The organism is Caballeronia jiangsuensis (assembly GCF_046030135.1).
Classification (GTDB): domain Bacteria; phylum Pseudomonadota; class Gammaproteobacteria; order Burkholderiales; family Burkholderiaceae; genus Caballeronia; species Caballeronia jiangsuensis.
On record NZ_JAQQDB010000036.1, the window covers coordinates 57,751 to 80,111 of the forward strand.

The window sequence follows — 22,361 nt, forward strand, 5'->3', positions numbered from 1 at the left end:
GGCCGCCTCCGAATCGCACGCTCGTCTGTGACGCAGGCGTCATTGAGTCGAGCCGAGTCGCGTAGAATGAAAACGCCGATCTCGGTCTTCGACTCCGCGCGACAGGACATCCCATGCTGCAGCCATTTGCGTCATCAGAGCCGTTCACGATTGGCGTCGAACTCGAAGTTCAGGTCGTCAATACCCACGACTACAACCTGACGAAGGCGACCACGGAGCTGCTGAATCGCGTAAAGGAAGAGAGCTTCGCAGGGGCGATCAACCCGGAGACGACCGAAGGGATGATCGAGCTGTCGACCGGCATCTGCAAGGACTTCGATCAGGCGCGCAGCGAATTGCAGGTGCTGCGCGATACGCTGGTCCGGGCGGCGGACTTTCTGAACGTCGGCGTATGCGGCGGAGGCACGAATTTCTTCCAGAACTGGTACGACCAACGCTCCGACGGGCGCGAGCGCTCGGAATACCTCATGGGCTTGTACGGGGCGCTGTACCAGCAGTTCACGATCTTCGGCCAGCACGTGCATGTAGGCTGTCCCGATCCCGATTCGGCGCTCGTTCTATTGCACTCGCTTTCGCGTTACGTCCCGCACTTCATCGCGCTTGCGGCTTCTTCGCCATTCGTGCAGGGCAGCGATACGCAGTTTCAATGCGCGCGGCTCAATTCGGTCGCGCCATTTCCTCTGGCAGGGCAAGCGCCTTTCATGACGAGCTGGTCCGAATTCGAAGAGTACTTCGATCGCATGACGAACACCGGCCTCGTCAAAAGCCTGAAAGACTTCTACTGGGACATTCGTCCAAGCCCCGGTTACGGCACGATCGAAGTACGCGTGATGGACACGCCGCTGCGTGTCGAATGGGCCGCGGCGATTGCCGCTTATATTCAGGCGCTCGCGCGCTATCTTCTGATCGACAAGCCTGTGCGCCTCAGCGAGCGGGACTATGAAGTGTATCGAACCAACCGCTTCATGGCCTGCCGCTTCGGACTCGACGGCACCTGCGTGAATCCGCATACCGGGCAGCGCGATACGATCCGGGGCGAGATTCTTGCGACGCTCGACGCGGTCGCGAGCCATGCGAAAGTGTTGGGCGCCGAGGAAGGTCTCGACATCGTCAGGCGCACTGTGACTTCCGGTTTGAGCGATGCCATGTGGTTGCGCCGAATCTACGGTGCGCACGATTCACTGCATGAAGTCGTGCGTCAGCAGTGCCGCGTATGGCGTGGCGCGCAGGCGCTCGAATAGGCTTCCCGCACGCCACGTTTCGCATCCGCAATCACATCAGATTGCCCCACTCGTAGTCCACCCTGTCCGGCCGCAGCCGAAACATTCCCGCGCCGGGCGTGAACGTCAGTTCACCGAAATAGATTGCGTCATTCGAATCGTAGAGATCGACACGCACGAATTCGAAATCGCTGGCCAGCGTGCGCGCAACCGATAGCAGCGCGTCCAGTTTCTCCGGCCGCGGATCCGGCGTTACACTGCGCTTGTAGTGGCCCATCGAGATGTCGAGACGGTTCCAGTCAGCGTCGTAAATATCGCCGCGCGGAGATTCGCCGAAGCGGTCCGAGATCACGAGGATGAAGATTTTCGGGTCGCCCGACTGCTTGTTGAAGACATGAAACTTCAGATCGGGTGGAACCTTTCCATCCGGTTCGACAAGCAGCGCCTCGAAGAAAATGCGCCGCTCGATGGTGCGGTAATGCCGCTCACGCGCGATCGCATAGAAGTCGGTCGACAGCCAGCTTTGCGCCAGCGCATCGAGTTTTTCGAACGTCGTGGTGCTCTTGTCCTTGACGAGATGCACGAAGCCGCTGCCGTGATTCGCCTTCATGACGAACGCCGGCGGCAGAGCATCGAAAACATCTCTGGTGAAATCCGACGGCTCGGCGACGAGCGGTACGAGATACTCGCTGCCGATCTTATCGGCAACATATTCTCGAACCTTCAGCTTGTCGGTAAGGTCGCCAAAGCGCGGATCGGGTTCGAGGCAGCGTCGAAGAATCTTTTCATTGAATGTCGTCGGATGGCGCATCTTCGGAAAGCGCCCGATCCTGCGACGATGATAAATGCTCAAATACAGGTTGTCGGGCAACCAGTCCCGTACGCTGTGGATCAGCGCCTTTGAGAGAGTCATGCACTCGCCTCCAAATTTCCTTACACGTCAGACGAAATCGCTCCCGCCCATGCTTCGGCTGCGCCTTGAGCGTACCGCGTTTATCGAGGCGTTGTTTGCTGAAGGACGACACTTCGATCACAACCTTGATTTTCTGCTGAAGCGCCGACCCGCCGTATGTACGCGACCGCACACACTTGCAAACGGCGTTATCTGAACTCGTATCCAACGGTAGTTTTGCTTGCGACTACGACACATCGACGCTACATTGCCTCTGCCGGCGAAACAGATGGCCGGACCGGTTTCTCTCTTTCGATGAATCGCTGAGCTTCATCGGCGTGCGCCGACCGATACGCATCCGGTCATTCAACCGCACGCCGCAGCGACAGGCGTCAACACTTGCGTCAATCGCATCGGTACCGTCTCGACGGGCAAGCGTCTTCTTGCGCCGGAGCGGATCGCGATGCTTCCGATGCCGGATGCACGCCACGCATGCATCGCGCATGCGCCCGCAGTGCAGCCCGCAGCACCTTCAGAAATCCATCCAAGGGGCGGAGTCGACACATGCTCAAAGAGAAACATATGCATACGCGCTGGATCGCCGGCGCACTCTCGGGCGCAGCGCTTGCATTGCTTGCCGCTTGCGGCGGTGGTGGCGGCGGCGACAGTACTTCGAGCAACGGCTCGAGTTCGCCCGCAAACTCGGGCGATACCGGCGCGAGCGCACCGGCGCCGGCATCGACGCCGACAACGCCCACCACACCGACGCTCGCCGCGGCTACCGCCGTCCTCGACGGAGCGACGCTCGGCACCGCGCAATGGAACGACGGCTCGACATCCTCCGGTGGCACCGGCCAGGCGGTCAGCAATCTCACCTGCACGGTGGCAGGTAACAAGTACAGCTACGCGCATCTGTCGATCTATCAGGACGGCAAGCAGCTCGCGCTGCCGGCGAACATCGGCAGCGTGGCGCCGACCATGGCGCTGCAGCGGGGCTGCGTCTATCCGGTCCACACGGTCGATGCGTCGGGCAAGATTCGCATGGACGTGACGTCGAACGGCACGTACACGCTGGGTCAATTCTTCGCCGTATGGGGTCAGCCGCTTAGCACCACCAACGTCGCAGGGATTACCGGTACCGTGACCGCCTGGGTCAACACGGGCGGCACGCTCACGAAATACACCGGCGATCTCGCGAGCCTCGCGCTGCCGCAGCACGGCGAAGTGACGCTCGTCATCGGAACGCCGCCGGCCCAGATCGCTACATATACATGGACCGATCCGCCGCCGTTCACATCGACCGTCACCACGCTCTCTTTCGGCGGCGTCGTGGGTAGCGCGTTCTGGGCGGACGGCATGACTGCGACAGGCGCCACGGGCGCGCCGGTGGATGGCGTGATCTGCGCGGCGGGCATGGCCGAAACCTTCCACGTGCACTCACATGTCGCCATCTTCAAGGACGGCCAGTGGCTCGCGTTCCCGAAGAACGTCGGCATCTTGTCGCAGTGCAACTACGAGATGCATACGCATGACAATACCGGCATCATCCATATCGAAACACCGAACGTGAAGACATTCACGCTCGGCCAGGTTTTCGATATCTGGGGACAGCCGCTATCGAGTACGAACGTCGCGGGTATCACGGGCAATATCGTGGTGTATATCAACGATAACGGCGATGTCCGTCGATACATGGGCGACCCGCGCAACATCGTGCTGACTTCGCTGCGGGACATCACGTTCCAGATCGGCACGCCGTTGCCGTCGCTTCCGACGTACTCCTGGTACGAACCGCAGTAACTTCGCGGACGAACGCCGCGGCGCGAGCCGCGGCGTTTTTCATTTTGCGCGAACATCTATCGTGCTTCAGGCATCCTCGCCATTCGTTTCTCCCGAGACTGCGCACGCTCACGGCGGGACCCGCGATGTCTGTGCGGTACTGCATTGAACGATGGTGCGCAAACTGTTATGTTTTCTGCAGCGCAGTCTCTGCGAGCGGATTCACGATGAGCACGCTTTCTCTATCCGCAGCGGAAATGCGCTCGCGCGAGTACCTGTCATGGCAGAGATGAGCACGGTACGACATTGCGTCGCCGGGCGCTGCGCGCTCAATGCATCGAACACGACGTCGAGTGATCGTACGTCGAGTATGATGATTTAACTTTATGCCTCGATTCACAGGGTTTTCTGTCGTGTCATCGACTGTTGCACCCTGATAGCACTTCGCACCGCCGTGTTTCTGAATAGGCCTTTCCAAGGAGACTTCGACGTCGTGAAGATACTGATCGCGAACACCCTCTACTTTCCGGATGAACCCGGAGGCGCCGAGATATCGACGCGGCTTCTCGCCGAGGGCCTGGTCAGAGCGGGCATCGAAGTCTGCGTGGTCTGCGCGACAGGCACGGGCGCCGACCGTGTCGACGATGTGAACGGCGTGAAGGTGTATCGGCTACGTTCGGTCAATCTTTACTGGCCGCATGTGCGAGAGAAGCACGGCCGCGTCGCGAAGCTCATCTGGCATGCCATCGATGTGTATAACGTCATCATGTCGCGCAAGCTGTCCAGCATCATCGCGCGCGAAAAGCCGGACGTCATCAGCACCAGCAACCTGTCTTGCCTCTCCGTCGATATCTGGCGGCTCGCACGCAATGCCGGCGTGCCGATCGTGCATACGGCGCGCGACTATTATCTGATGTGTCCGACGGCCATCATGTTCTCTCATGACAAGCCGTGCCAGCGGCAGTGCGGCGTCTGCGCGGTGTATGCGCAGCCCAAGCGCGTCGCGTCGGCGCGCGTCGCGGCCGCCGTGGGCGTCAGCCGCTTCGTGCTGCAAAAGCACCTGGAAAGCGGCTACTTTTCGCGCGCGGCACGCACGGCGGTCATCTACAACGCCTGCGAGTCGAACGAAGATTCGAGCTTGCCGCAACGCACGCGCCGTTATCGCGGCGGTCCGGTGCGGCTCGGCCTGCTCGGGCGGGTGTCGAAAGAGAAAGGGCTGGAAGTGCTGCTCGAACAACTGCTCGGCGACGATACGCTGCAATGGACGCTCGCCGTCGGCGGCCACGCGGATGCGGACTACCTCAGTGCGATCAAGGCGAAGTACGACGACCCGCGCATCGAGTATCTCGGCCGTGTGAACCCCGATGAATTCTTCAATGGCATCGATATTCTCGTGGTGCCATCGATCTGGAACGAACCGTTCGGGCGCGTGACGGTCGAAGCGTATTCGCACGGCGTGCCCGTCGTCGGTGCAAACACCGGCGGCATTCCCGAGGTCATCGAGCCGCGCACGAATCTGGTGTTCGACATGGCGCGTCCATCGACGATCATCGGCAAGTTGCATGAAGCGATTGCGCTGCTCGAAGACCCGGACGTACACGAGCGTCTGCGCGAATACGCCGGGCGCTTCAACGTGGATGCGATGGTCGATGCTTATCGGGCGCTATATGAAAGCGTGCTCACCGAGCAGGCCATTCCGCGCGTCGTATGCCCGTGAACCTCGCCTACTTTTGTCGAGGCCCATATCGTTTTTACATCTAGCCGGATCGAGTATTGATTCATCAGGGATCTGGAAAGTAAGCAGAAGCACGCAAATTGAAAAACTGCGATGCCTCAAGCTTCGATGGGGTAAACTGGTCCGCACAGCTCGTAGTAAGTTTGATCAGTTCGCCCGGTCACATTCATATTGTTTTCGTTTGCCGACCGGATCGAGATGACGCGGCGCCAACTGTTAGCCGTCAGGCCATACGCAGGAATACAGGAGCCGCGACTCATGAAGGGACACACGACCCGTCGAATCATCGGGAAGCGCTCATCAGGCTGTGGCTTGCGCGAAGACCTTCAGACCGTCAAGCCGTCGGCTCGCATCGATCCGCATCTTCTTCATACGCCGTGAAAGTACTGATCGCGAACACGTTATATTTTCCAGACGAGGTCGGCGGCGCCGAAGTTGCGACGCGACTCCTTGCCGAAGGACTGGTCAAGGCCGGTGTAGAGGTGTGCGTAGTCTGCGCCACCGGCGTCGGCGAGGACCGCAGCGAGGAAGTCAACGGCGCGAAGGTCTATCGTCTTCGATCGAGTAACCTCTACTGGCCGCATGCTCCCGGCGAGCATTCCCGCGTCGCCAAACTGATATGGCACGCGATCGACGTGCGCAACACGGCCATGTCGCGAAAGCTCGCCGACATCATCAGGCGCGAGAAGCCGGACATCGTGAATACGGCCAATCTCTCCTGTCTTTCCGTCGATGCGTGGCGCGTCGCGAGCAACGCAGGCGTGCCGATCGTGCACACGATCCACGACTATTATCTGCTGTGCCCCACGGCGACCATGCTGACTGGCGGAAAGCCTTGCCCGAGTCAATGCGGCGTGTGCTCGCTGTACGCAAAGCCGAAGCAGCTCGCGTCCGCGCAGGTCAACGCGGCGATCGGCGTGAGCGGCTTCGTGTTGCAGAAGCATATCGAGAGCGGTTTTTTTTCGCGTGCCGCGAAGACCACCGTCATCAACAATTGCTATAAGCCGACCCTGGATTCAGCAGCGAAGCAGTATTCGAAGCGAGTCGAGAACGCGCCATTGAAACTCGGCATGCTCGGACGCGTGCTGCCCGAAAAAGGCCTCGAACTCCTGCTCGAACAACTGCTCGCCGACCAGACGCTCAACTGGACGCTCGCCGTCGGCGGAACCGGCGATCCGGACTACGTCGAAAGCATCAAGACGAAATATGCGGACCCGCGTGTCACTTTCCTCGGCCGGGTGGACCCTTCCGATTTCCTGAGCGGTATCGATATTCTCGTGGTGCCGTCCGTGTGGAACGAACCGTTCGGACTCGTGGTTCTCGAAGCGTACTCACACGGCGTGCCCGTCGTGGGGTCGAACCTGGGTGGCATCCCCGAGATCATCGAGCCGCACTCGAATCTCCTGTTCGACGTTGCCCGCCCCGAGACGATGATCGGCAAGCTTCACGAAGCGAGCGCCTTGCTCGACGATCCATCGGCGCATGACCGGCTGCGCCAGCATGCCAGGAAGTTCAGCCACGACGCGATGATCAACGCGTACGTCGAATTGTACGAAGGGATGGTTTGCGTCGAAGAGCGAAAGCCGTCGATGGCGACGGGACGTGAAGCGAACTGAAGCCGGGTGGGTTAGAAGTCAGCGAATCGGCCTTGCGAGGTCATCATGCGCAACTCCATGAACGCTGCTGTGAAGTGCGTGCTTGCAACGCTGCTGGCCGCGTTGGCCGTGGTGTTCGTGAATGCGCGCCTTCCGAATGAAGCGCACAGTGCAGTTCCGGCAAAGGTCAGCCGCACGACGATAGCCGAAGGCGACGTCATCACGCTGGTCGTACACTCGGCTCCGGACTGCAAATATTGCGTGCGCTGGATGGGGCCTCTCGCGGGACAGGGACACTTCAAATCCTGGGCGCGCACGCATCCCGGCGCGCAGCTTTTCATCGTCGAGCGCGCATCGATCGCCAGCAACGAGACGCCGGACGATTATCCTCAGCCTCTTCGCTGGCTGTCGGAGCAGAATCGAAAAGAGCAGCGCCTGCATCCGGGCACGCCGATGTTCGAGGTCTTCGTCGCGCAAAATCTAATCGTTCGGTCCTATGGTCTGGATTCGTGGGACGACGAGGTGTTTCCCGCGATCAAGGACCTCGATGCGCGGCGGTCTCATCTCGGCGCGAGTCGCTGATCCTTTTCGAATGCGCGTCGAGCAATTGCAGATGACGTGCTTCGGTCTCGTCATCGGCGGGAAACATGCATTCCAGACGCAGTTCCTGTGTCGCGACGTTCTGCGGTGCGCCCACGGTCGTGACCATCGAGAAATAGCGAAGCACCGCGCCCTCGCTGACGAAGCCGATCGGAATGACCGGCATCGTGGGCGCGGCGGATCGCCCATGATGGGTGTTCCAGTCGCGCGGCACATCCGGATAGGCGAGTAGTTCGTCGAGCAGACGCCGGGTGCCGTCATCGACCATATGGCCGACCGATTCCCGATACACCCGTTGCAGCAGGCTTCGCGAGACGGTTTCCCAATCGGCCACGAAGGGGCGCATCCCCTGCGGATCGAAGATCAGATGCAGCATGTTGCGCGGGCCTTCACGCGACGCCATGTCGATGAAACAGCCGAAGAAAATCGGCGCGGCGTCGTTCGTCATGAGGACGTTCCAGTGACGATCCATCACGATCGCCGGAAACGGTTCATGCTGGCGAACGACGCGTTCTAGCGCGCGCACGACGCCGTGCATCTCCTGCGCGTTCCACGGCGCCTCCGAATACATCGGCGCATAGCCCGCCGCGAGCAACAGCGCGTTGCGCTCGCGCAGCGGCACATCGAGCGTCTGCGCCAGCGTCAGCAACGTATCCCGCCCCGGCACGCTGCGTCCGCTTTCGATGAAGCTGATCTGGCGTTGCGAGACGCCGGCCTCCAGCGACAGACCGAGCTGGCTCATGCCCCGCACATCGCGCCAGTAGCGCAGCAGATCACCGAGTTCGCCCGGCGGAGCATTCGGATCGGGACGCATGCGTTCATCTCCGGTATCGGGTTGTGAAGGGACACTCAGGCTATCGGCGCATGCCAGACGAACGCTTCGAACTGCGTCTCGAGCGGCGGGCGCGTCACGCTGCTGGTGTAGTTCGTGATCGTCGATGCCGCCACCACCGCAATCACTTCCAGTATCTGCGCGGTGTCGAAACCGGCTTCGAGAAAACGTCGCTGGTCCGACTCGTCCAGACGGCCGCGCTTGCCGATCAATGCACGCGCCAATGCCGACAGCGCGGCCAGTTCGGCATCGCCGGGCAAGACGCCTTGACGGATCGCTTCGACGTCTTCGCGATGCACGCCCTCCTTCAGCGCGAGCGCCGTATGGAACGCGACCGGCCATTCGCTCGCGTTCGCGACCGCGTTCGTCAACAGCACGGTCTGAATCTGCGGCTCGGTGAGACTACTCGCGTGCACGCGCTGGAACACGCCGATGAAAGCGTCGATCAGCACCGGCGATGCGGCCATCGTGCCCGCGACGTTCGGGATCAGCCCGAACGCCTGCTGCAATTGCTGGAGCACGGGCCGCGATTGCGCGGGCGCGGATTCGATCGTGTGAACGGGATAGTTGAGCATGGTATCTCCTGGCAGTAACGCGCAACCGGAACGGAGGCGCGAAAGCCGTAGAGTAGGAGCGCTCATGCATTGCGCCAATTACATCGCATGTAATCGACTTGCGGGCCGTGTCGGGAGTCGCTTCGCGACTGCGCCGCAGAACACCGAGACTTCGAGGGACGGGGTGCCGGACGGGGCTATGGGGACGCGCTCGTGATCGGCGCCGGCCGGCAGCGTGGATGCGGACGCTTTTACGCCTTGTCGTAGATCGAACTGCCCAGCGTCAGTGTCGTCCCGCCCGTCGATCCGAAACGGATTTCATAGAGATCGCGGCCGAAGTTTCCGGGCACCTTCACCGACATGCCGCCGCGATCGTCCGCGAGCGGCACGAAGAGCTGATAGCGAAGGTCTTCGTTGCCGTACAGGACGTAGCCCGCCAGTTCGGGCAACGTGGTGAGGAAGGCCGGCGGATTGCCCAGGATGACGATCGGTACGGCCGTCGGCGAATCGTTCGTCAAGGTCCACTGTGTGCCCGCGCGCTGCTGCCACGCGGCGTCGAGCGGCGCAAGCGGGGCGAGTTGCTGCCCGATCGGCAGCGTGAGATAGGCGTAGCCCGCGCCCGGCACGACGCGCTTCATCACATAGCGATAACTGAACGCGTTGCCCTCGCCATCGGTTCCCGACACGACCGTGAATCGATAGGACGCGGCATCGCTGTTGCTCCACCACCATCCGTCGCTGCGGTACTGATATGTGCCGACCTGCGTCCACGCGCGCGTGGGGCCGTTCCACTTATTCAGTTGCAGGCTGCCGTCGGGATTGGCGATCACCTGCAGCGGGGAATCGGAGTTGCCGTAGATGCCGCCGGCATTCGCGATGCCCGGCGCCGACGCGGCCGGCGGCGCCGTCGTGCTGACCTTGGCCGGCAGCGACGCGATCGTGCCGTCCTCCTTCAGCGCGGACAGGACGAGCGATTCCGCCAGCTTGCGCGCATCGTAGCCCGAGTTGCCGGTCACCATCAGCGCAAGTTGCGCCTGCGGCACGACGAAAAATTCGCTCGAATAGAACGCGGTCCCGCCGTCCTTTTCCCATCCGAGGATGCCCGCGGCCTGAAGCGCGGGCTGCTGGACCGAATCCCAGCCGAGACCCCAGCGCCATTCGGGCGAGGGGTTGATCAAGAGTCCCGTCGACTGGTCCGTGCCCATCTCCGCGATGCCCGCCGCGGACACCACGCGTTGGCCCTGAAACATGCCACCGCCGATGATCATCTGCGCGAGATTCATCATGTCGCCGGGCGTCGAGCTCAGTCCTCCAGTCGCGTACGCATTGACGAACTCCTGGTACTGCGTGCCGTTCGCGAACGGATAGGAGAACGAACCGCCGTTCGGCACGGCCGTGAGATAGCTGGAGTTCGTCATCTTCAGCGGCGCGAGGATGTTCGCTTCGACGAAGCTCGCAAAGCTCTGCCCGGTCATCGCGAGGACGATCTGTTCGACCATCGTGAAGCCGTCGTTGCAATACACGGCGAGTTCGCCCGGCAGATGCTTCAGATGCGTGTTCGCGAGTTCGGCTTGCGTGTCGGCTGCGTATCCGGGAACCGGCGCGAAGGTGAAGAGGTTGCGCGAATTGGTGCCGGGCAATCCCGACGAGTGCGACAGCAGATGACGCGTGGTGATCTTCGCGTATTCGGGGGACAGCATCGTGAACGTCGGCAGGTATCGGACGATCGGCGTATCGAGCGTGATGAGTCCGCGATCCTGAAGAATCGCAGCCGCGAGCGCCGCAAAGAGCTTGCTGACCGAGCCGATGTTGAAGCGCGTCTGGATCGTCGCCTGGGTCTGGCTCGGCACCGACGACACGCCGAACGCCTGCTGCCAGAACACGTTGCCGCCCTTGAGCATGGCGACGGAAATTGCGGCGACCGGTTGCGCCGGGTCCGCGATCATCTGCTGGATGGACTGTTGGCCCATCGCGACCGTTTGGGGATACGGCTGCGAGTCGGAGTGATCGCTGCCGCAGCCCGGAAGAATCGTCGCCAGCATGCCGGCGCCGGCCGCGCCGAGAAATTGCCGTCGGCCCGCGCTGGGCGCACGGGGGCTGAAGCTCGTACGGTTGGATCGGGACACGACGGCTCTCCTTGTTGTTTTTCGCAGGGGCGTGTTTTTGTGCGGCTCGGTCCTTTCGCGGTGGATTATAGGCATGAAAATTACGTCGCGACTCATCGCTTGATCGAAAGTCGATGCTGGCTTCACTCTCTTTTAAGAGACCGCTAACTTAGCTTCCACTTCCATTTAGCTCAACGAAACCTGTCAATTCAGCAATATGAAGATAGGTAACAGTAACCTACCTGAGAATCATTCTCATTTATATTGACGAGAATAAACGTCCAACGTACGATTCGATTCAAGCCATTCAGGACTCAAGTCGCAGCGCCGCATTAATTCAATTTTCGTGATCAATGCGATCGACAAGACAATAACAATTAGGAGTTCAATGAAAATCGACCGATCCGCATATCGGCATCGACGAACCGGGCGTGCGGCGTCCGTGCGGTCCGTCATGCCCGCGGCCAGATGCCTGACCGTAGCCACGGCGCTGATGTTGAACGCGCTCGCCGGCAGCGCGTTCGCGGCCGCCAGTCCCGATGCCGCGCCGGAAGCGCCGGAAGCCGACCTTCAGATTCAGGCGCAGCCGTCCAACTTCTGGACCGGCTTCTGGACACGCGAAACCATGCTCGGCGACATGGGCGGCTTGCGTCCGTGGCTCGGCAAATACGGCGTGACGTTCCAGTTGACTGAGACGAGCGAGTACCTCGCGAACGTGCGCGGCGGCCTCGGTCGCGGCGGCGCGTACGATGGCCTCACCACGGCGACGGTAGGCATCGATACACAGAAGGCGTTCGGCCTGCCCGGCGGCCAGTTCAACGTCAGCGCGCTGCAGATTCACGGCACCAATCTGAGCACGCGCTATCTCGGCACGTTGAACACGGCGAGCGGAATCGAAGCCGAAGCCACCACGCGGCTGTGGGAGTTGTGGTATCAGCAGTCGTTCCTGGACAAGCGTGTCGATATCAAGATCGGTCAGCAAAGTATCGATCAGGAATTCATCACGAGTCAGTATTCCGCCACCTTCATCAACACGATGTTCGGCTGGCCCGCCCTGCCCTCGTACGACATGCCTTCAGGCGGACCCGCTTATCCGCTCTCCGCGCTCGGCGTGCGCGTGCGCGGTCAGATCACGCCGCAGCTCACCGCGCTTGCGGGCGTGTTCGACGGCGATCCGCTCGGCAATAACCCGGACAATCTGCACGGCACCAACTTCAATCTGCACAACGGCACGCTGTTCATCGGCGAACTGCAATATGCGATCAACCAGCCGTCCGATGGCGAGATGGTCGGCATGAACAGCAACAAGCTGCCGGGCACTTACAAGCTGGGCGTCTGGTACAACAACAACCGCTTCGACGATCAGCGCTTCGACAACACCGGCTTGTCGCTGGCCAATCCCGCATCGACGGGCGTGCCGCAATCGCATCACGGCAATTACAGCTTCTATGCCGTCGCGGATCAGATGATCTGGCGTCCCGATCCCGACGAGCCGCGCAGCATCGGCGTGTTCACGCGGCTAATGGGCGCGCCGGGCGATCGCAATCTCGTGAGCTTCGCGGCGAACGCGGGCATCGTCATGAAAGCGCCTTTCAAAGGACGCGACGACGACAGCGTGGGTCTCGCGGTCACCTACATCAAGGTCGGCAATCACGTGCACGATCTCGATCTCGATTACCGCAACTTCCTCAACTCGCCGTATGGCGTGAGGACGCAGGAAACCACCATCGAAGCGACGTACATCTATCAGGTGACGCCGTGGTGGACCATGCAGGCCGACGCGCAATACACGTTCAACGCGGGCGCAGGCCAGAATCCGAACGATCCGACGCAGCCGCTGCGCAACACCTTCGTGATCGGCGTGCGGGCGAACCTCACGTTCTAAGCCCAAATCGACACGCGACATTCCACGACCCAAGCGAAGCATTCAGATCATGACGGCCACTCAAAACACGCGCGCAGCATTCTCTTCGACGCGACGCATGCTCCTCGCGTTCGCGACGGTCATCGCCGCCAGCCTTCTTCCATGCGCGGCGCACGCCGAGCCGCAAGGCTTCCTCGAAACGCTGCACCGTAACACGACGCTCATCAACACGGTGCCGGACAACGGCGACCAGAATCCGTATGCGATCTTCGTCGCGCCGGTGTCGGCGGGGACGATAAAGAAGGGCGATGTGCTCATCGACAACTTCAACAACGCGGCCAATCTGCAGGGCACGGGCAGCACCATCGTCAACTATCACCCCGATACGAAAGAGATGACGCTGTTCGCGCAGATTCCGCGCGATCTGAAGGACTGCCCGGGCGGCGTCGGCCTCTCGACGGCGATGACCATGCTCAAGTCGGGCTGGGTGATCGTCGGCAGCACGCCCAGCAACGACGGCACCACCGGCACCAAAGGCGCGGGCTGTCTCGTGGTGCTCGATTCGAGCGGCAAGATCGCGAAGGTGTGGTCGAGCCCGAACATCAACGATCCGTGGGGCAACATGGCCGTGGACGACAACGGCACGAGCGCGACGCTGTTCATCAGCATGGCGGGCTTCGGTGTGGGTAGCGCTGAGGGCACGCCGCCGGTGTTCAAGCAGGCCACCGTGCTGCGGCTCGATCTCGACATTCCCGAGGGACAGCCGCCGGTCGTGAAGAAGGAAACCGTGGTCGGCAGCGGCTTCGGCGCGCAGGCCGACAAGGGCGTGTTCCTCGTCGGCCCGACCGGGCTCGCGCTCTCGGCGGACAAGAAGCTGCTGTATGTGTCGGATGCGATCGGCAACCGCATCAACGAAATCGATGACCCGCTGACGCGCGACACCAGCGCGGGCGTCGGCCGGCAATTGACCGCCGACGGCCTGCTGCATCGTCCGCTCGCGATGGTCACCGCGCCCAACGGCCATCTGCTCGTGACCAACGCGCTCAATGGCCAGGTGGTCGAAATCATTCCCGAAAGCGGCAAGCAGCTTTATGCGCGCTGGATCGACACCGACAAGGCGCAAAGCCCTCCGGGCAACGGCGATCTGTTCGGCATTGCGATGACGCCGGAAGGCGACGGGTTCTATTACGTGCAGGACGATGTCAACACGCTCGTCATCGCGAAGTGACGGGCGGGCTGGCACGCGAAGGAAGGCAGCATCATGAACGACGATCAATCGACGCCACGCCGTCCGGGCCGGCGAGGTTTTCTGAAAGCCGGCGCGGCGGCGGGACTCGCGTCGGGCGCGGGCGTCGCGCGGGCCGCACTCACGCGCACGCCCGCCGACGACGCGCAACGGCAAACCGAGCCGTTCTACGGCGCGCATCAGGCGGGCATCGTGACGCCGCAGCAGAGCCACACGTACATGGCGGCGTTCGACGTGAAGACCGACAATCGCGACGAACTCGTGTCGTTGCTGCGCGCATGGACGATCGCCGCGGCGCGCATGACGCGCGGTGACACGGCCGCCGCGCTGAACACGCCCGACGACAAGTCGGCGCCCGACTCCGCCGATGTGCTGGGCCTCGGCGCATCGGCGCTGACGGTCACGTTCGGCTTCGGGCCGGGCCTCTTCAAGACGGGCGACGGAAAGGATCGCTTCGGTCTCGCATCGAAACGTCCCGGCGCGCTCGTCGATCTGCCGCGCTTCAATGGCGATCAGCTCATCCCCGAGAAGACCGGCGGCGATCTGATGATTCAGGCCTGCGCGAACGATGCGCAGGTCGCGTTTCACGCGGTGCGGCAACTCGCACGCATGGGGACGCTCGCGAACGTGACGACGATCCGCTGGGGTCAGGCAGGATTTCTGTCGGGCCCGAAGGGACAGACGCCGCGCAATCTGATGGGCTTCAAGGACGGCACCAACAATCCGGCGACGGCAGAGCCGCCGCTCATGAATCAGTTCGTCTGGGCCGACGGCGCCGACGCGCCGTGGATGAAAGGCGGCACGTACACCGTGGTGCGGCGCATCCGCATCACGCTGGAGCACTGGGACACGATGGAGCTGGGCTTTCAGGAGCAGGTCTTCGGTCGCCACAAATACAGCGGCGCGCCCATCGGCAAGAAGAACGAATTCGATGCGGTCGATCTCGACGCCGCCGACAAGGACGGCAATCCGACGATCGCGGAAAACTCGCACGTGCGGCTGTCGAACCACCAGAGCAACAGCGGCATGCAGATCTTGCGCCGCTCGTACTCGTACAACGACGGCACCACTTTCTATATCGAACGCTGGCCGCCGTGGCGGCAGGAAACCGAATACGACGCGGGACTGATCTTCATCGCGCATCAGTCGGACCCGCGCACGGGCTTCATTCCGATCAACGCGAAGCTCGCGAAGTTCGACATGATGAACCAGTTCACCACGCATGTCGGCAGCGCGATTTTCGCGGTGCCGCCGGGCGCGAAGGAAGGCTCGTATATCGGCGCGCAATTGTTCGAGGCCTGAAGACAGTCACAGGCCCGTGCATAAAAACATAACGTCAAGAGGAACAGGCTCCATGGCTCAATCTCGGTTCGGCATATGGCGGCAGTTGCCGCAAGTGGTGATGTTGACGCTGTCGATCGCGGTGAGCGCGCACGCGGCGTCGATCGTCGTGTACAACGCGCAGCACGAGCAGGTCATGAACATGCTCGCGAAAGACTTCGAGCAGCAGACGGGCATCGGCGTGAAGATTCGCAACGGCGAAGGGCCGGCGCTCGCGGCGCAGCTCGTCGCGGAAGGCGCGAATACGCCGGCGGACGTGTACTTCACCGAGAATTCGCCGGAGCTCATGTTGCTGGAAGAAAAAAGCCTCCTCGCCAAAGTCGATCCGGCGACGCTCTCGATCATTCCCGCGCGCTACAACTCGCCGACCGGACAATGGGTCGGCGTCACCGCGCGCGAGAGCGTGCTCGCCTACAACACGGGCAAGATCCAGCCGTCGCAACTGCCGCCCTCGCTCTTCGATCTCGCGAAGCCCGAATGGAAGGGCAAGGTCGGCATCGCGCCGAGCGACGCGGATTTTCTGCCGCTGGTGAGCGCGGTGCTTGCGTTGAAGGGTCAGGAACAGACGCTGCAATGGCTCAAGGGCCTGAAGACCAACGCGCAGATTTTCGACGATGACGAAGGCGTGGTCGCAGCCGTCAATCGCGGCGGCGTGACGGCCGGCATCATCAACAACTATTACTGGGCGCGCCTGCATGCCGAACTCGGCGACAAGGCCACACGCAGCGCGATCTATCACTACGGCAACGGCGATGTCGGCGGACTCGTCAACGTGTCGGGGGCGGCGATCATGAAGAGCGCCCATAACGTCGACGGCGCGCAGCAGTTCCTCAAGTATCTCGTCAGCGAACGCGCGCAGGCGCTGATGGCGAAAAGCCGCGTGAGCTACGAATATCCGCTGCTCGCCGGCGTCGCACCCGATCCGCTGCTCAAACCGTTCGACCAGTTGCAGCCGCCCACACTCACGCTCGAACAACTCGGCGACGACAGTCAGGCAGGCAAGCTTCTGCGTCAGGCCGGGCTGATCTGAAGCCGGTGAGCGAATTGATCGAGCCGGGCGAAGCGGTCGCGGCACTGGAGCCGTCCGCGGATGGCGCGCCCCTTCGGACGACGAAGCGAGCGCCGCGTGTCCTGCTCGCGTGCGCATCGCTCGCGGCGCTGCTCGTGCTGGCGCCGCTCGCGTTCACGTTCTGGCGCGCGAGCGCGAACGGGCTCGATGACGCAATCGAACTGCTGTTTCGCCCGCTCGTCGGCGAGTTGCTGCTCAACACGCTGTGGATCACGCTCGGCGCGACGTTCACATCGACGGTGATCGGCACGGCGGCGGCATGGTTCATCGAGCGCACGCATCTGCCCGGACGACGCATCTGGGCGATGCTCTCTGCCGCGCCGCTCGCGATGCCCGCTTTCGTATCGAGTTACGCGTGGGTATCGATCAGCCTCGACCTGCAAGACTTCGCGGGTGCGTTGCTCGTGATTACGTCGGCATATTTTCCGCTCGTTTACCTGCCTGTCGCCGCGGCCTTGCGCGGCATGGATCCCGCACTGGAGGAAAGCGCGCGGTCGCTCGGTTGCGGTCGATGGGCCGTGTTCGCACGCGTGGTGTTGCCGCAATTGCGGCCCGCTTTGCTCGGCGGCATGCTGCTCGTCGCGCTCGGCGTGCTGTCGGAGTTCGGCGCGTTCCAGATGCTGCGTTATCGCACGTTCACGACGGAAATCTACGCGGAGTACCGCACGAGTTTCGATGGCGGCGGCGCGTCGCTCGTCGCGTGCGTTTTGTTGCTGCTATGTCTGATCGTGCTTGCGCTCGAATTCCGGCTGCGCGGACGCGCGCGTTATGAACGCGTCGATCGCGGCGCGCGCCGCGCGGCGCTGCGTTACGAACTCGGACGATGGCGCTGTCCGGTCGTCGGGGGCTTCGCCGCGCTCGTCGTCGTCACGCTCGGCGTGCCGCTCGGCATGATCGCGTTCTGGCTCACGCAGGAAGGCGCGGCGGCCGTCACGCCCGCGGAGGTATCGCCGAAACTGTTGTTCGATGCGACGATGTCTTCCGTCGGCTTCGGCCTGCTCGCGGCGGTCGTCACTGTGCTGCTGTCGTTTCCGCTCGCGCTCTTGCTCGTGCGCTATCCCGGACGCATCGCGACGGCGATGGAACGAGTCGTCTTTCTCGCACAAGGCGTGCCGGGACTCGTGATCGCACTGGCGATCGTGTCGCTCGCGGTGCGTGCGTTGCAGCCGCTGTATCAGGGCGTGACGCTGCTGATTGCCGCCTACGCGATCCTCTTTCTGCCGCTCGCGCTCGTCAGCGTGCGCGCCGCGCTGATGCAGGCGCAACCGCGTCTCGAAGACACCGCGCGCGCGCTCGGCCTCGACGTCACGCAGACTTTCCTGCGCGTGATGCTGCCGCTCGCCGGTCCGGGTTTCGGCGCAGCGGCGGCGATGGTCTTCATCTCCGTCGTCACGGAACTGAACGCCACGCTGCTGCTCGCGCCGCTCGACACCCACACGCTCGCGACGCAAGTCTGGTCCGATACATCGACGCTCGCATTCGCCGCCGCCGCGCCCTATGCGGCCTTGCTGACGCTCATCTCGTTCTGCGCGTCGGGCCTGCTTTTCGTATTGCTCGGACGCTCCGCGCTGCTCGATCCTCGACATTCAGCCAACCTATGAGCGAACTTCGCGTGCAGGGTCTGCGCAAGGCCTTCGATGACCATCCCGTGCTGCATGGCGTCGATCTCACTGTGTCGCGGGGCACGCTATTCGCGCTGCTCGGCCCGTCCGGGAGCGGCAAGACGACGCTGCTGCGTCTCTTGTGCGGCTTCGAGCGCGCGGATGGCGGAATCATCGAAATCGACGGGCGCCGCGTGGACGGCCCCGGCTCGTTCGTGCCGACGGAGCATCGGCGCATCGGTTATGTGCCGCAGGAAGGCGCGCTGTTTCCGCATCTGTCGGTGGCGGAGAACATCGTGTTCGGGCTGCCGCGTGGCGAGCGCCGTGCGCATCATCGGGTGGCGGAGTTGCTGGCGCTGGTCGGATTGCCGCTCGACTACGCACAGCGTGCGCCGCAACAGCTTTCCGGCGGGCAGCAGCAACGCGTCGCGCTGGCGCGGGCGCTCGCGCCGTCGCCCGGACTGATCCTGCTCGACGAACCGTTTTCTTCGCTCGATGCAGCCTTGCGGATCGAGACGCGCAAAGCCGTCGCAGGTGCGCTGGCGCAAACCGGTACGACCGCCGTGCTCGTCACGCACGATCAGGCCGAGGCGCTTTCGCTGGGACAGCAGGTCGCGGTCCTCTGGAACGGCCGGCTCGTGCAGAACGCGTCCGCGGAGGAGATCTATCGACGGCCGGCGACGCGGGAACTGGCGTCATTCGTCGGCGACGCGGTGCTGCTGCGCGGCATCGCCGATGGCAATTTCGCGAGTTGCGCGCTCGGCAGGCTTCCGCTTTCGAGTCCTGTCGAAGAAGGCGCGGTCGATGTGATGATCCGGCCCGAACAGATTCGCCTCGCCGCGGAAACGTCGCCCGCGTCGCGTGAGGCGGTTGTGATCGACGTCGGCTTCAATGGCCGCGACGCGCTCGTCACGCTCAGGCTGAAACATGCGGAAGAGTGCACGGTCGTCGCCTGTGTGCCGGGGTTTCGTGCGCCGCGTATCGACGAGCAAGTCCATCTATCGGTCGAAGGCGATGCGGTGGCTTATCGCCTATCGCGCGATTCCTGACCGATTTGCCCTGCGAATGAAAATGAGTCTCGTTGTGGGCCTGTTGTCGCTCAGCGTCTATCCTGATTGGGTAGCCACGTGATCAGGCAGGAGACGGTATGCAAGGCGATCCGAAAGTGATTGACTACCTCAACGCCGAACTGAAGAACGAGCTGACGGCCGTGCACCAGTATCTTCTTCACGGGCGCCTCTACAAACACTGGGGTTTCGAAGAGCTCGGCGCGCACGAGTACAACGAGTCGATGGATGAGTTGACGCACGCGGACAAGCTGATCGAGCGCATCCTCATGCTCGACGGAATGCCCAATTTGCAGGATCTGCACCCGCTATCCATCGGCAGTCACACGCTCGAAGCACTCCAGAACGATCTCAAGCTCGAGATGGCGGCTCAGGCGCAATGCAAGGAAGGCATCGTCTATTGCGAGTCGGTGCGGGACTTCGTGTCGAGAGAAATCCTGGTCGAGCTTCTCGATGCCACCGAGGATCACATCGACTGGCTGGAGATTCAGATCGGCCTCATCGACAAGATCGGCATCCAGAATTACCAGCAATCCGCGATTCACAAGGTCGTGTGATCACGCGCCGGCGCTTTCCCTGCTGACGCGACGAACGGCCTGCGGCGGTTGCCCGGTCGTGCGCAGGAACGCCCGTCTCATTCGCTCCCGATCCGAGAAACCGACTTCGTCCGCTATCACGTCCAGCGACAGACGCCCTTTCTCCAGCAACAATCTCGCGGCTTCCACACGCAGATGTTCGACTGCCTTGGCAGGCGATTGCCCCGTCTCGGCGCTGAACGCGCGACTGAACTGGCGCGGGCTCAGGCTCGCGACGTCGGCTAGCTCCTCGACGGTCAATGGATTGCGCAGATTGGCGCTCGCGTAGTCGATGGCTTTCTGGATGCGGTCGGATTTCGGTTCGAGGTCCAGCAGAGTCGAGAACTGCGACTGCCCGCCGGCGCGCCGATGATAGACGACGAGCTTGCGCGCGACCGCACGCGAAACGTCCTGGCCGTGATCCTTTTCGATCATCGCGAGCGCCATGTCGATCGTGGCGGTCATGCCTGCCGAGGTCCAGATCGGCCCGTCGACAATGAAAATCTGGTCCTCTTCGACAGCGATCCGGGGAAAGCGGCGCTGCAGTTCGTTGGCGAAACGCCAGTGGGTCGTCGCGCGGCGGCCGTCGAGAACCCCTGCTTCCGCCAGGATGAAAGCGCCGGTGCATGGAGCCGCGATTCGTCGCGACGTGCTCAGCGAGCGCCTGACGAATGCTGTCAACGCGGCCGACTTCGTATCGATTTCGACGCCCGAGCTGAACATCACCGTGTCGAATGCGGCATCGCCGAACGCTTGCGTTTCTACGCGCACGCCCGCCGAAGACAGGACGAGCCCGCCCTGTTCGGACAGAACGGTCACGCCATAGGCAGGCTCGCCCAAAACGGCGTTGGCCAGCTCGAAGGCGGTCACCGCCGCAAATCCCAGCAGGTAGAAGTTCGGGAAGACCACAAAGCCGATCGTGTGCATCGCGTGCCGCTCGTCATGTCCTAAATCGATTGTATATATGACATTTGAGACACAGTCAACGCAGATTATGCTTTTTCCACGCGCCGTTGCCGCGGGTGAAAGCGGACCGGACGACCGAACCTCAACCGTGCTTCAGAAAGAACTCTTTTATGGATCGTCGATTATTGATATTGGCAACGGGCATGTTCGCGATGGGCACCGACAACTTTGTCGTCGCCGGCATTCTTCCGGACGTCGCGGCTTCACTGCATACGTCCATTGGCCTCGCCGGGCTGATGGTGACCTTCTACGCGTTGACCTACGCGGTGGCCGCGCCCGTGATGGCGGCCGTCACCGGCAACTGGCCGCGCAAGCTTCTGCTGATTTCGGCGCTGGGCATCTTTGTCGTCGGCAACGCGGTCAGCGCCCTGGCCGCAGATTTGCAGTGGGTTCTCTTCGCCCGCGCGCTGGCCGGATTCGGCGCCGCGCTGTTCTCGCCGACCGCATTGGGCGTTGCTTCGGCGGTTGCAGCGCCCGAAAGACGCGGTCGCGCGCTGGCGACGGTGACCGCCGGTCTGACGGCAGCAACGGCGCTCGGCTCGCCGATGGGCACGTTCATCGGCGGATTCGGAAGCTGGAGGATGACGCTGTGGTTCGTCACCGCGCTCGGGATTGTCGCGATGATCGGCGTGTGGGCGATGCTGCCATCGGTTGCGCGGCCGGCATCGGTCAGATTGCAAGAGCGACTGGCGCCTGTCCGCGATGTGCGTATCGCGCTCACCTTGCTCACGTCGTTATTCGCGTTCGGCGGTTTCCTGATGGTCTACACGTATGCGGGTGTCGTGCTGGAGCGCGTGACGCACGGCGATGAAAGCGTTCTCGCAGGCCTGTTTTTGCTGTGGGGCGTAGCGGCGACGGCCGGCAACCTGCTATCCGGCCGCCTCGTGGACCGGTTCGAGAGTCGCACGCTGATCAATGCGATGCTGTGGATCGCCGTCATCAATTTCTGCGCTTTGCCGTGGACTTCGGCACACGCATTCGGTGCTGCGATAGCGCTCGTTATATGGGGCGTATGCGGATGGGGGCTTCTTGTCCCACAACAGCATCGTCTCGTGCAGATCTCGCCGCATATCGCGCCGCTGGTGCTCGCGCTGAATAACACCGCTACGTATGTCGGACTCGCGTGTTCGGGCTTGCTGGGCGGGGCGTTGATTCCGAGAATCGGCGGACAGTATCTGAGCTTGATCGCCGCAGTGCTGATTGCAATGGCTTTTGTTTTCGCCGAGGCTGCGCACCGTTATGTGCGGCGACCGATCATTCGGCATCGCGAATCGGTCAACATGCGGACGACCATTGAATGAGATCTATGATCGGCCCATA

General features: G+C 62.4%; 18 protein-coding genes. 13 read left to right on the forward strand and 5 right to left on the reverse strand.

Annotated features, from left to right (window positions below; translation table 11 throughout):
* Nucleotides 1-113: 113 nt before the first annotated feature.
* Nucleotides 114-1,241, forward strand: a complete 1,128-nt coding sequence (locus tag PQR08_RS29560) for a YbdK family carboxylate-amine ligase (protein WP_238214033.1) — start codon at nucleotides 114-116, stop codon at nucleotides 1,239-1,241.
* Nucleotides 1,242-1,272: 31 nt separating this feature from the next.
* On the opposite strand, the gene PQR08_RS29565 is transcribed toward PQR08_RS29560, so the two are convergent.
* Nucleotides 1,273-2,133 (reverse strand): ATP-grasp fold amidoligase family protein, encoded by an 861-nt coding sequence (locus PQR08_RS29565; protein ID WP_187602952.1) that lies wholly within the window; start codon nucleotides 2,131-2,133, stop codon nucleotides 1,273-1,275.
* Nucleotides 2,134-2,676: 543 nt separating this feature from the next.
* Between PQR08_RS29565 and PQR08_RS29570 the strand changes: the two genes are divergently transcribed.
* The 4 genes from PQR08_RS29570 (at nucleotide 2,677) to PQR08_RS29585 (ending at nucleotide 7,803) form a co-directional block, all read left to right on the forward strand.
* Nucleotides 2,677-3,912, forward strand: a complete 1,236-nt coding sequence (locus PQR08_RS29570) for a hypothetical protein (protein ID WP_250487569.1) — start codon at nucleotides 2,677-2,679, stop codon at nucleotides 3,910-3,912.
* 472 nt (nucleotides 3,913-4,384) lie between these two features.
* On the forward strand, nucleotides 4,385-5,608 hold the full coding sequence (locus PQR08_RS29575) for a glycosyltransferase family 4 protein (RefSeq protein ID WP_187602948.1): 1,224 nt from the start codon (nucleotides 4,385-4,387) through the stop codon (nucleotides 5,606-5,608).
* A 395-nt stretch (nucleotides 5,609-6,003) separates the two neighbouring features.
* On the forward strand, nucleotides 6,004-7,242 hold the full coding sequence (locus PQR08_RS29580; protein WP_250487568.1) for a glycosyltransferase family 4 protein: 1,239 nt from the start codon (nucleotides 6,004-6,006) through the stop codon (nucleotides 7,240-7,242).
* 45 nt (nucleotides 7,243-7,287) lie between these two features.
* The gene (locus PQR08_RS29585) at nucleotides 7,288-7,803 is read left to right on the forward strand and encodes a hypothetical protein (RefSeq protein WP_238286289.1); all 516 of its coding nucleotides are present in this window, start codon (nucleotides 7,288-7,290) and stop codon (nucleotides 7,801-7,803) included.
* On the opposite strand, the gene PQR08_RS29590 is transcribed toward PQR08_RS29585, so the two are convergent.
* From PQR08_RS29590 to PQR08_RS29600, 3 genes are all read right to left on the reverse strand, one after another.
* A complete protein-coding gene (locus PQR08_RS29590; protein ID WP_250487567.1) occupies nucleotides 7,757-8,635 on the reverse strand; it encodes a helix-turn-helix domain-containing protein in 879 nt (292 codons plus the stop codon). The genes PQR08_RS29585 and PQR08_RS29590 overlap by 47 nt on opposite strands.
* Before the next feature lie 35 nt (nucleotides 8,636-8,670).
* A complete protein-coding gene (locus PQR08_RS29595; RefSeq protein WP_250487566.1) occupies nucleotides 8,671-9,228 on the reverse strand; it encodes a carboxymuconolactone decarboxylase family protein in 558 nt (185 codons plus the stop codon).
* A 230-nt stretch (nucleotides 9,229-9,458) separates the two neighbouring features.
* Entirely contained in the window at nucleotides 9,459-11,333 is a 1,875-nt protein-coding gene (locus PQR08_RS29600; RefSeq protein WP_494410646.1) for a serine hydrolase, read from the reverse strand.
* A 367-nt stretch (nucleotides 11,334-11,700) separates the two neighbouring features.
* On the opposite strand from PQR08_RS29600, the gene PQR08_RS29605 reads away from it, so the two are divergent.
* The 7 genes from PQR08_RS29605 to bfr all read left to right on the forward strand — a co-directional run bounded on the left by PQR08_RS29605 (nucleotide 11,701) and on the right by bfr (nucleotide 20,057).
* Nucleotides 11,701-13,197, forward strand: coding sequence for a carbohydrate porin (locus PQR08_RS29605; RefSeq protein WP_371882485.1), 1,497 nt, complete (start codon nucleotides 11,701-11,703; stop codon nucleotides 13,195-13,197).
* 97 nt (nucleotides 13,198-13,294) lie between these two features.
* Nucleotides 13,295-14,404 carry an NHL repeat-containing protein gene (locus tag PQR08_RS29610; RefSeq protein ID WP_250487574.1) on the forward strand — a complete coding sequence of 370 codons (1,110 nt, stop codon included), beginning with the start codon at nucleotides 13,295-13,297 and terminating at the stop codon, nucleotides 14,402-14,404.
* A gap of 33 nt (nucleotides 14,405-14,437) precedes the next feature.
* Nucleotides 14,438-15,724: an iron uptake transporter deferrochelatase/peroxidase subunit gene (gene efeB / locus PQR08_RS29615; RefSeq protein WP_250487564.1), complete on the forward strand. Its 1,287-nt coding sequence runs from the start codon at nucleotides 14,438-14,440 to the stop codon at nucleotides 15,722-15,724.
* Nucleotides 15,725-15,824: 100 nt separating this feature from the next.
* Complete coding sequence (locus PQR08_RS29620; protein ID WP_250487573.1) at nucleotides 15,825-16,793, forward strand: iron ABC transporter substrate-binding protein; 969 nt, start codon at nucleotides 15,825-15,827, stop codon at nucleotides 16,791-16,793.
* Nucleotides 16,794-16,807: 14 nt separating this feature from the next.
* Nucleotides 16,808-18,433 (forward strand): ABC transporter permease, encoded by a 1,626-nt coding sequence (locus PQR08_RS29625; RefSeq protein ID WP_408163249.1) that lies wholly within the window; start codon nucleotides 16,808-16,810, stop codon nucleotides 18,431-18,433.
* Nucleotides 18,430-19,482, forward strand: a complete 1,053-nt coding sequence (locus PQR08_RS29630) for an ABC transporter ATP-binding protein (protein ID WP_250487563.1) — start codon at nucleotides 18,430-18,432, stop codon at nucleotides 19,480-19,482. Before PQR08_RS29625 ends, PQR08_RS29630 begins: the two co-directional genes overlap by 4 nt.
* 98 nt (nucleotides 19,483-19,580) lie before the next feature.
* Nucleotides 19,581-20,057 carry a bacterioferritin gene (gene bfr / locus PQR08_RS29635; RefSeq protein WP_187602919.1) on the forward strand — a complete coding sequence of 159 codons (477 nt, stop codon included), beginning with the start codon at nucleotides 19,581-19,583 and terminating at the stop codon, nucleotides 20,055-20,057.
* Here the strand turns inward: bfr and PQR08_RS29640 are convergent, their stop codons facing one another.
* Nucleotides 20,058-21,002 carry a GlxA family transcriptional regulator gene (locus PQR08_RS29640; protein ID WP_187602918.1) on the reverse strand — a complete coding sequence of 315 codons (945 nt, stop codon included), beginning with the start codon at nucleotides 21,000-21,002 and terminating at the stop codon, nucleotides 20,058-20,060. It abuts the gene before it with no gap.
* Nucleotides 21,003-21,151: 149 nt separating this feature from the next.
* On the opposite strand from PQR08_RS29640, the gene PQR08_RS29645 reads away from it, so the two are divergent.
* Nucleotides 21,152-22,342, forward strand: a complete 1,191-nt coding sequence (locus tag PQR08_RS29645; protein WP_250487562.1) for an MFS transporter — start codon at nucleotides 21,152-21,154, stop codon at nucleotides 22,340-22,342.
* Nucleotides 22,343-22,361 lie beyond the last annotated feature (19 nt).

Coding starts and splice junctions, on each gene's coding strand:
- PQR08_RS29570 (WP_250487569.1), top strand. CDS start 2,677: ATGCTCAAAGAGAAACATATGCATACGCGCTGGATCGCCGGCGCACTC.
- PQR08_RS29560 (WP_238214033.1), top strand. CDS start 114: ATGCTGCAGCCATTTGCGTCATCAGAGCCGTTCACGATTGGCGTCGAA.
- bfr (WP_187602919.1), top strand. CDS start 19,581: ATGCAAGGCGATCCGAAAGTGATTGACTACCTCAACGCCGAACTGAAG.
- PQR08_RS29630 (WP_250487563.1), top strand. CDS start 18,430: ATGAGCGAACTTCGCGTGCAGGGTCTGCGCAAGGCCTTCGATGACCAT.
- PQR08_RS29605 (WP_371882485.1), top strand. CDS start 11,701: ATGAAAATCGACCGATCCGCATATCGGCATCGACGAACCGGGCGTGCG.
- efeB (WP_250487564.1), top strand. CDS start 14,438: ATGAACGACGATCAATCGACGCCACGCCGTCCGGGCCGGCGAGGTTTT.
- PQR08_RS29645 (WP_250487562.1), top strand. CDS start 21,152: ATGGATCGTCGATTATTGATATTGGCAACGGGCATGTTCGCGATGGGC.
- PQR08_RS29565 (WP_187602952.1), bottom strand. CDS start 2,133: ATGACTCTCTCAAAGGCGCTGATCCACAGCGTACGGGACTGGTTGCCC.
- PQR08_RS29590 (WP_250487567.1), bottom strand. CDS start 8,635: ATGCGTCCCGATCCGAATGCTCCGCCGGGCGAACTCGGTGATCTGCTG.
- PQR08_RS29620 (WP_250487573.1), top strand. CDS start 15,825: ATGTTGACGCTGTCGATCGCGGTGAGCGCGCACGCGGCGTCGATCGTC.
- PQR08_RS29610 (WP_250487574.1), top strand. CDS start 13,295: ATGCTCCTCGCGTTCGCGACGGTCATCGCCGCCAGCCTTCTTCCATGC.
- PQR08_RS29585 (WP_238286289.1), top strand. CDS start 7,288: ATGCGCAACTCCATGAACGCTGCTGTGAAGTGCGTGCTTGCAACGCTG.
- PQR08_RS29595 (WP_250487566.1), bottom strand. CDS start 9,228: ATGCTCAACTATCCCGTTCACACGATCGAATCCGCGCCCGCGCAATCG.
- PQR08_RS29640 (WP_187602918.1), bottom strand. CDS start 21,002: ATGCACACGATCGGCTTTGTGGTCTTCCCGAACTTCTACCTGCTGGGA.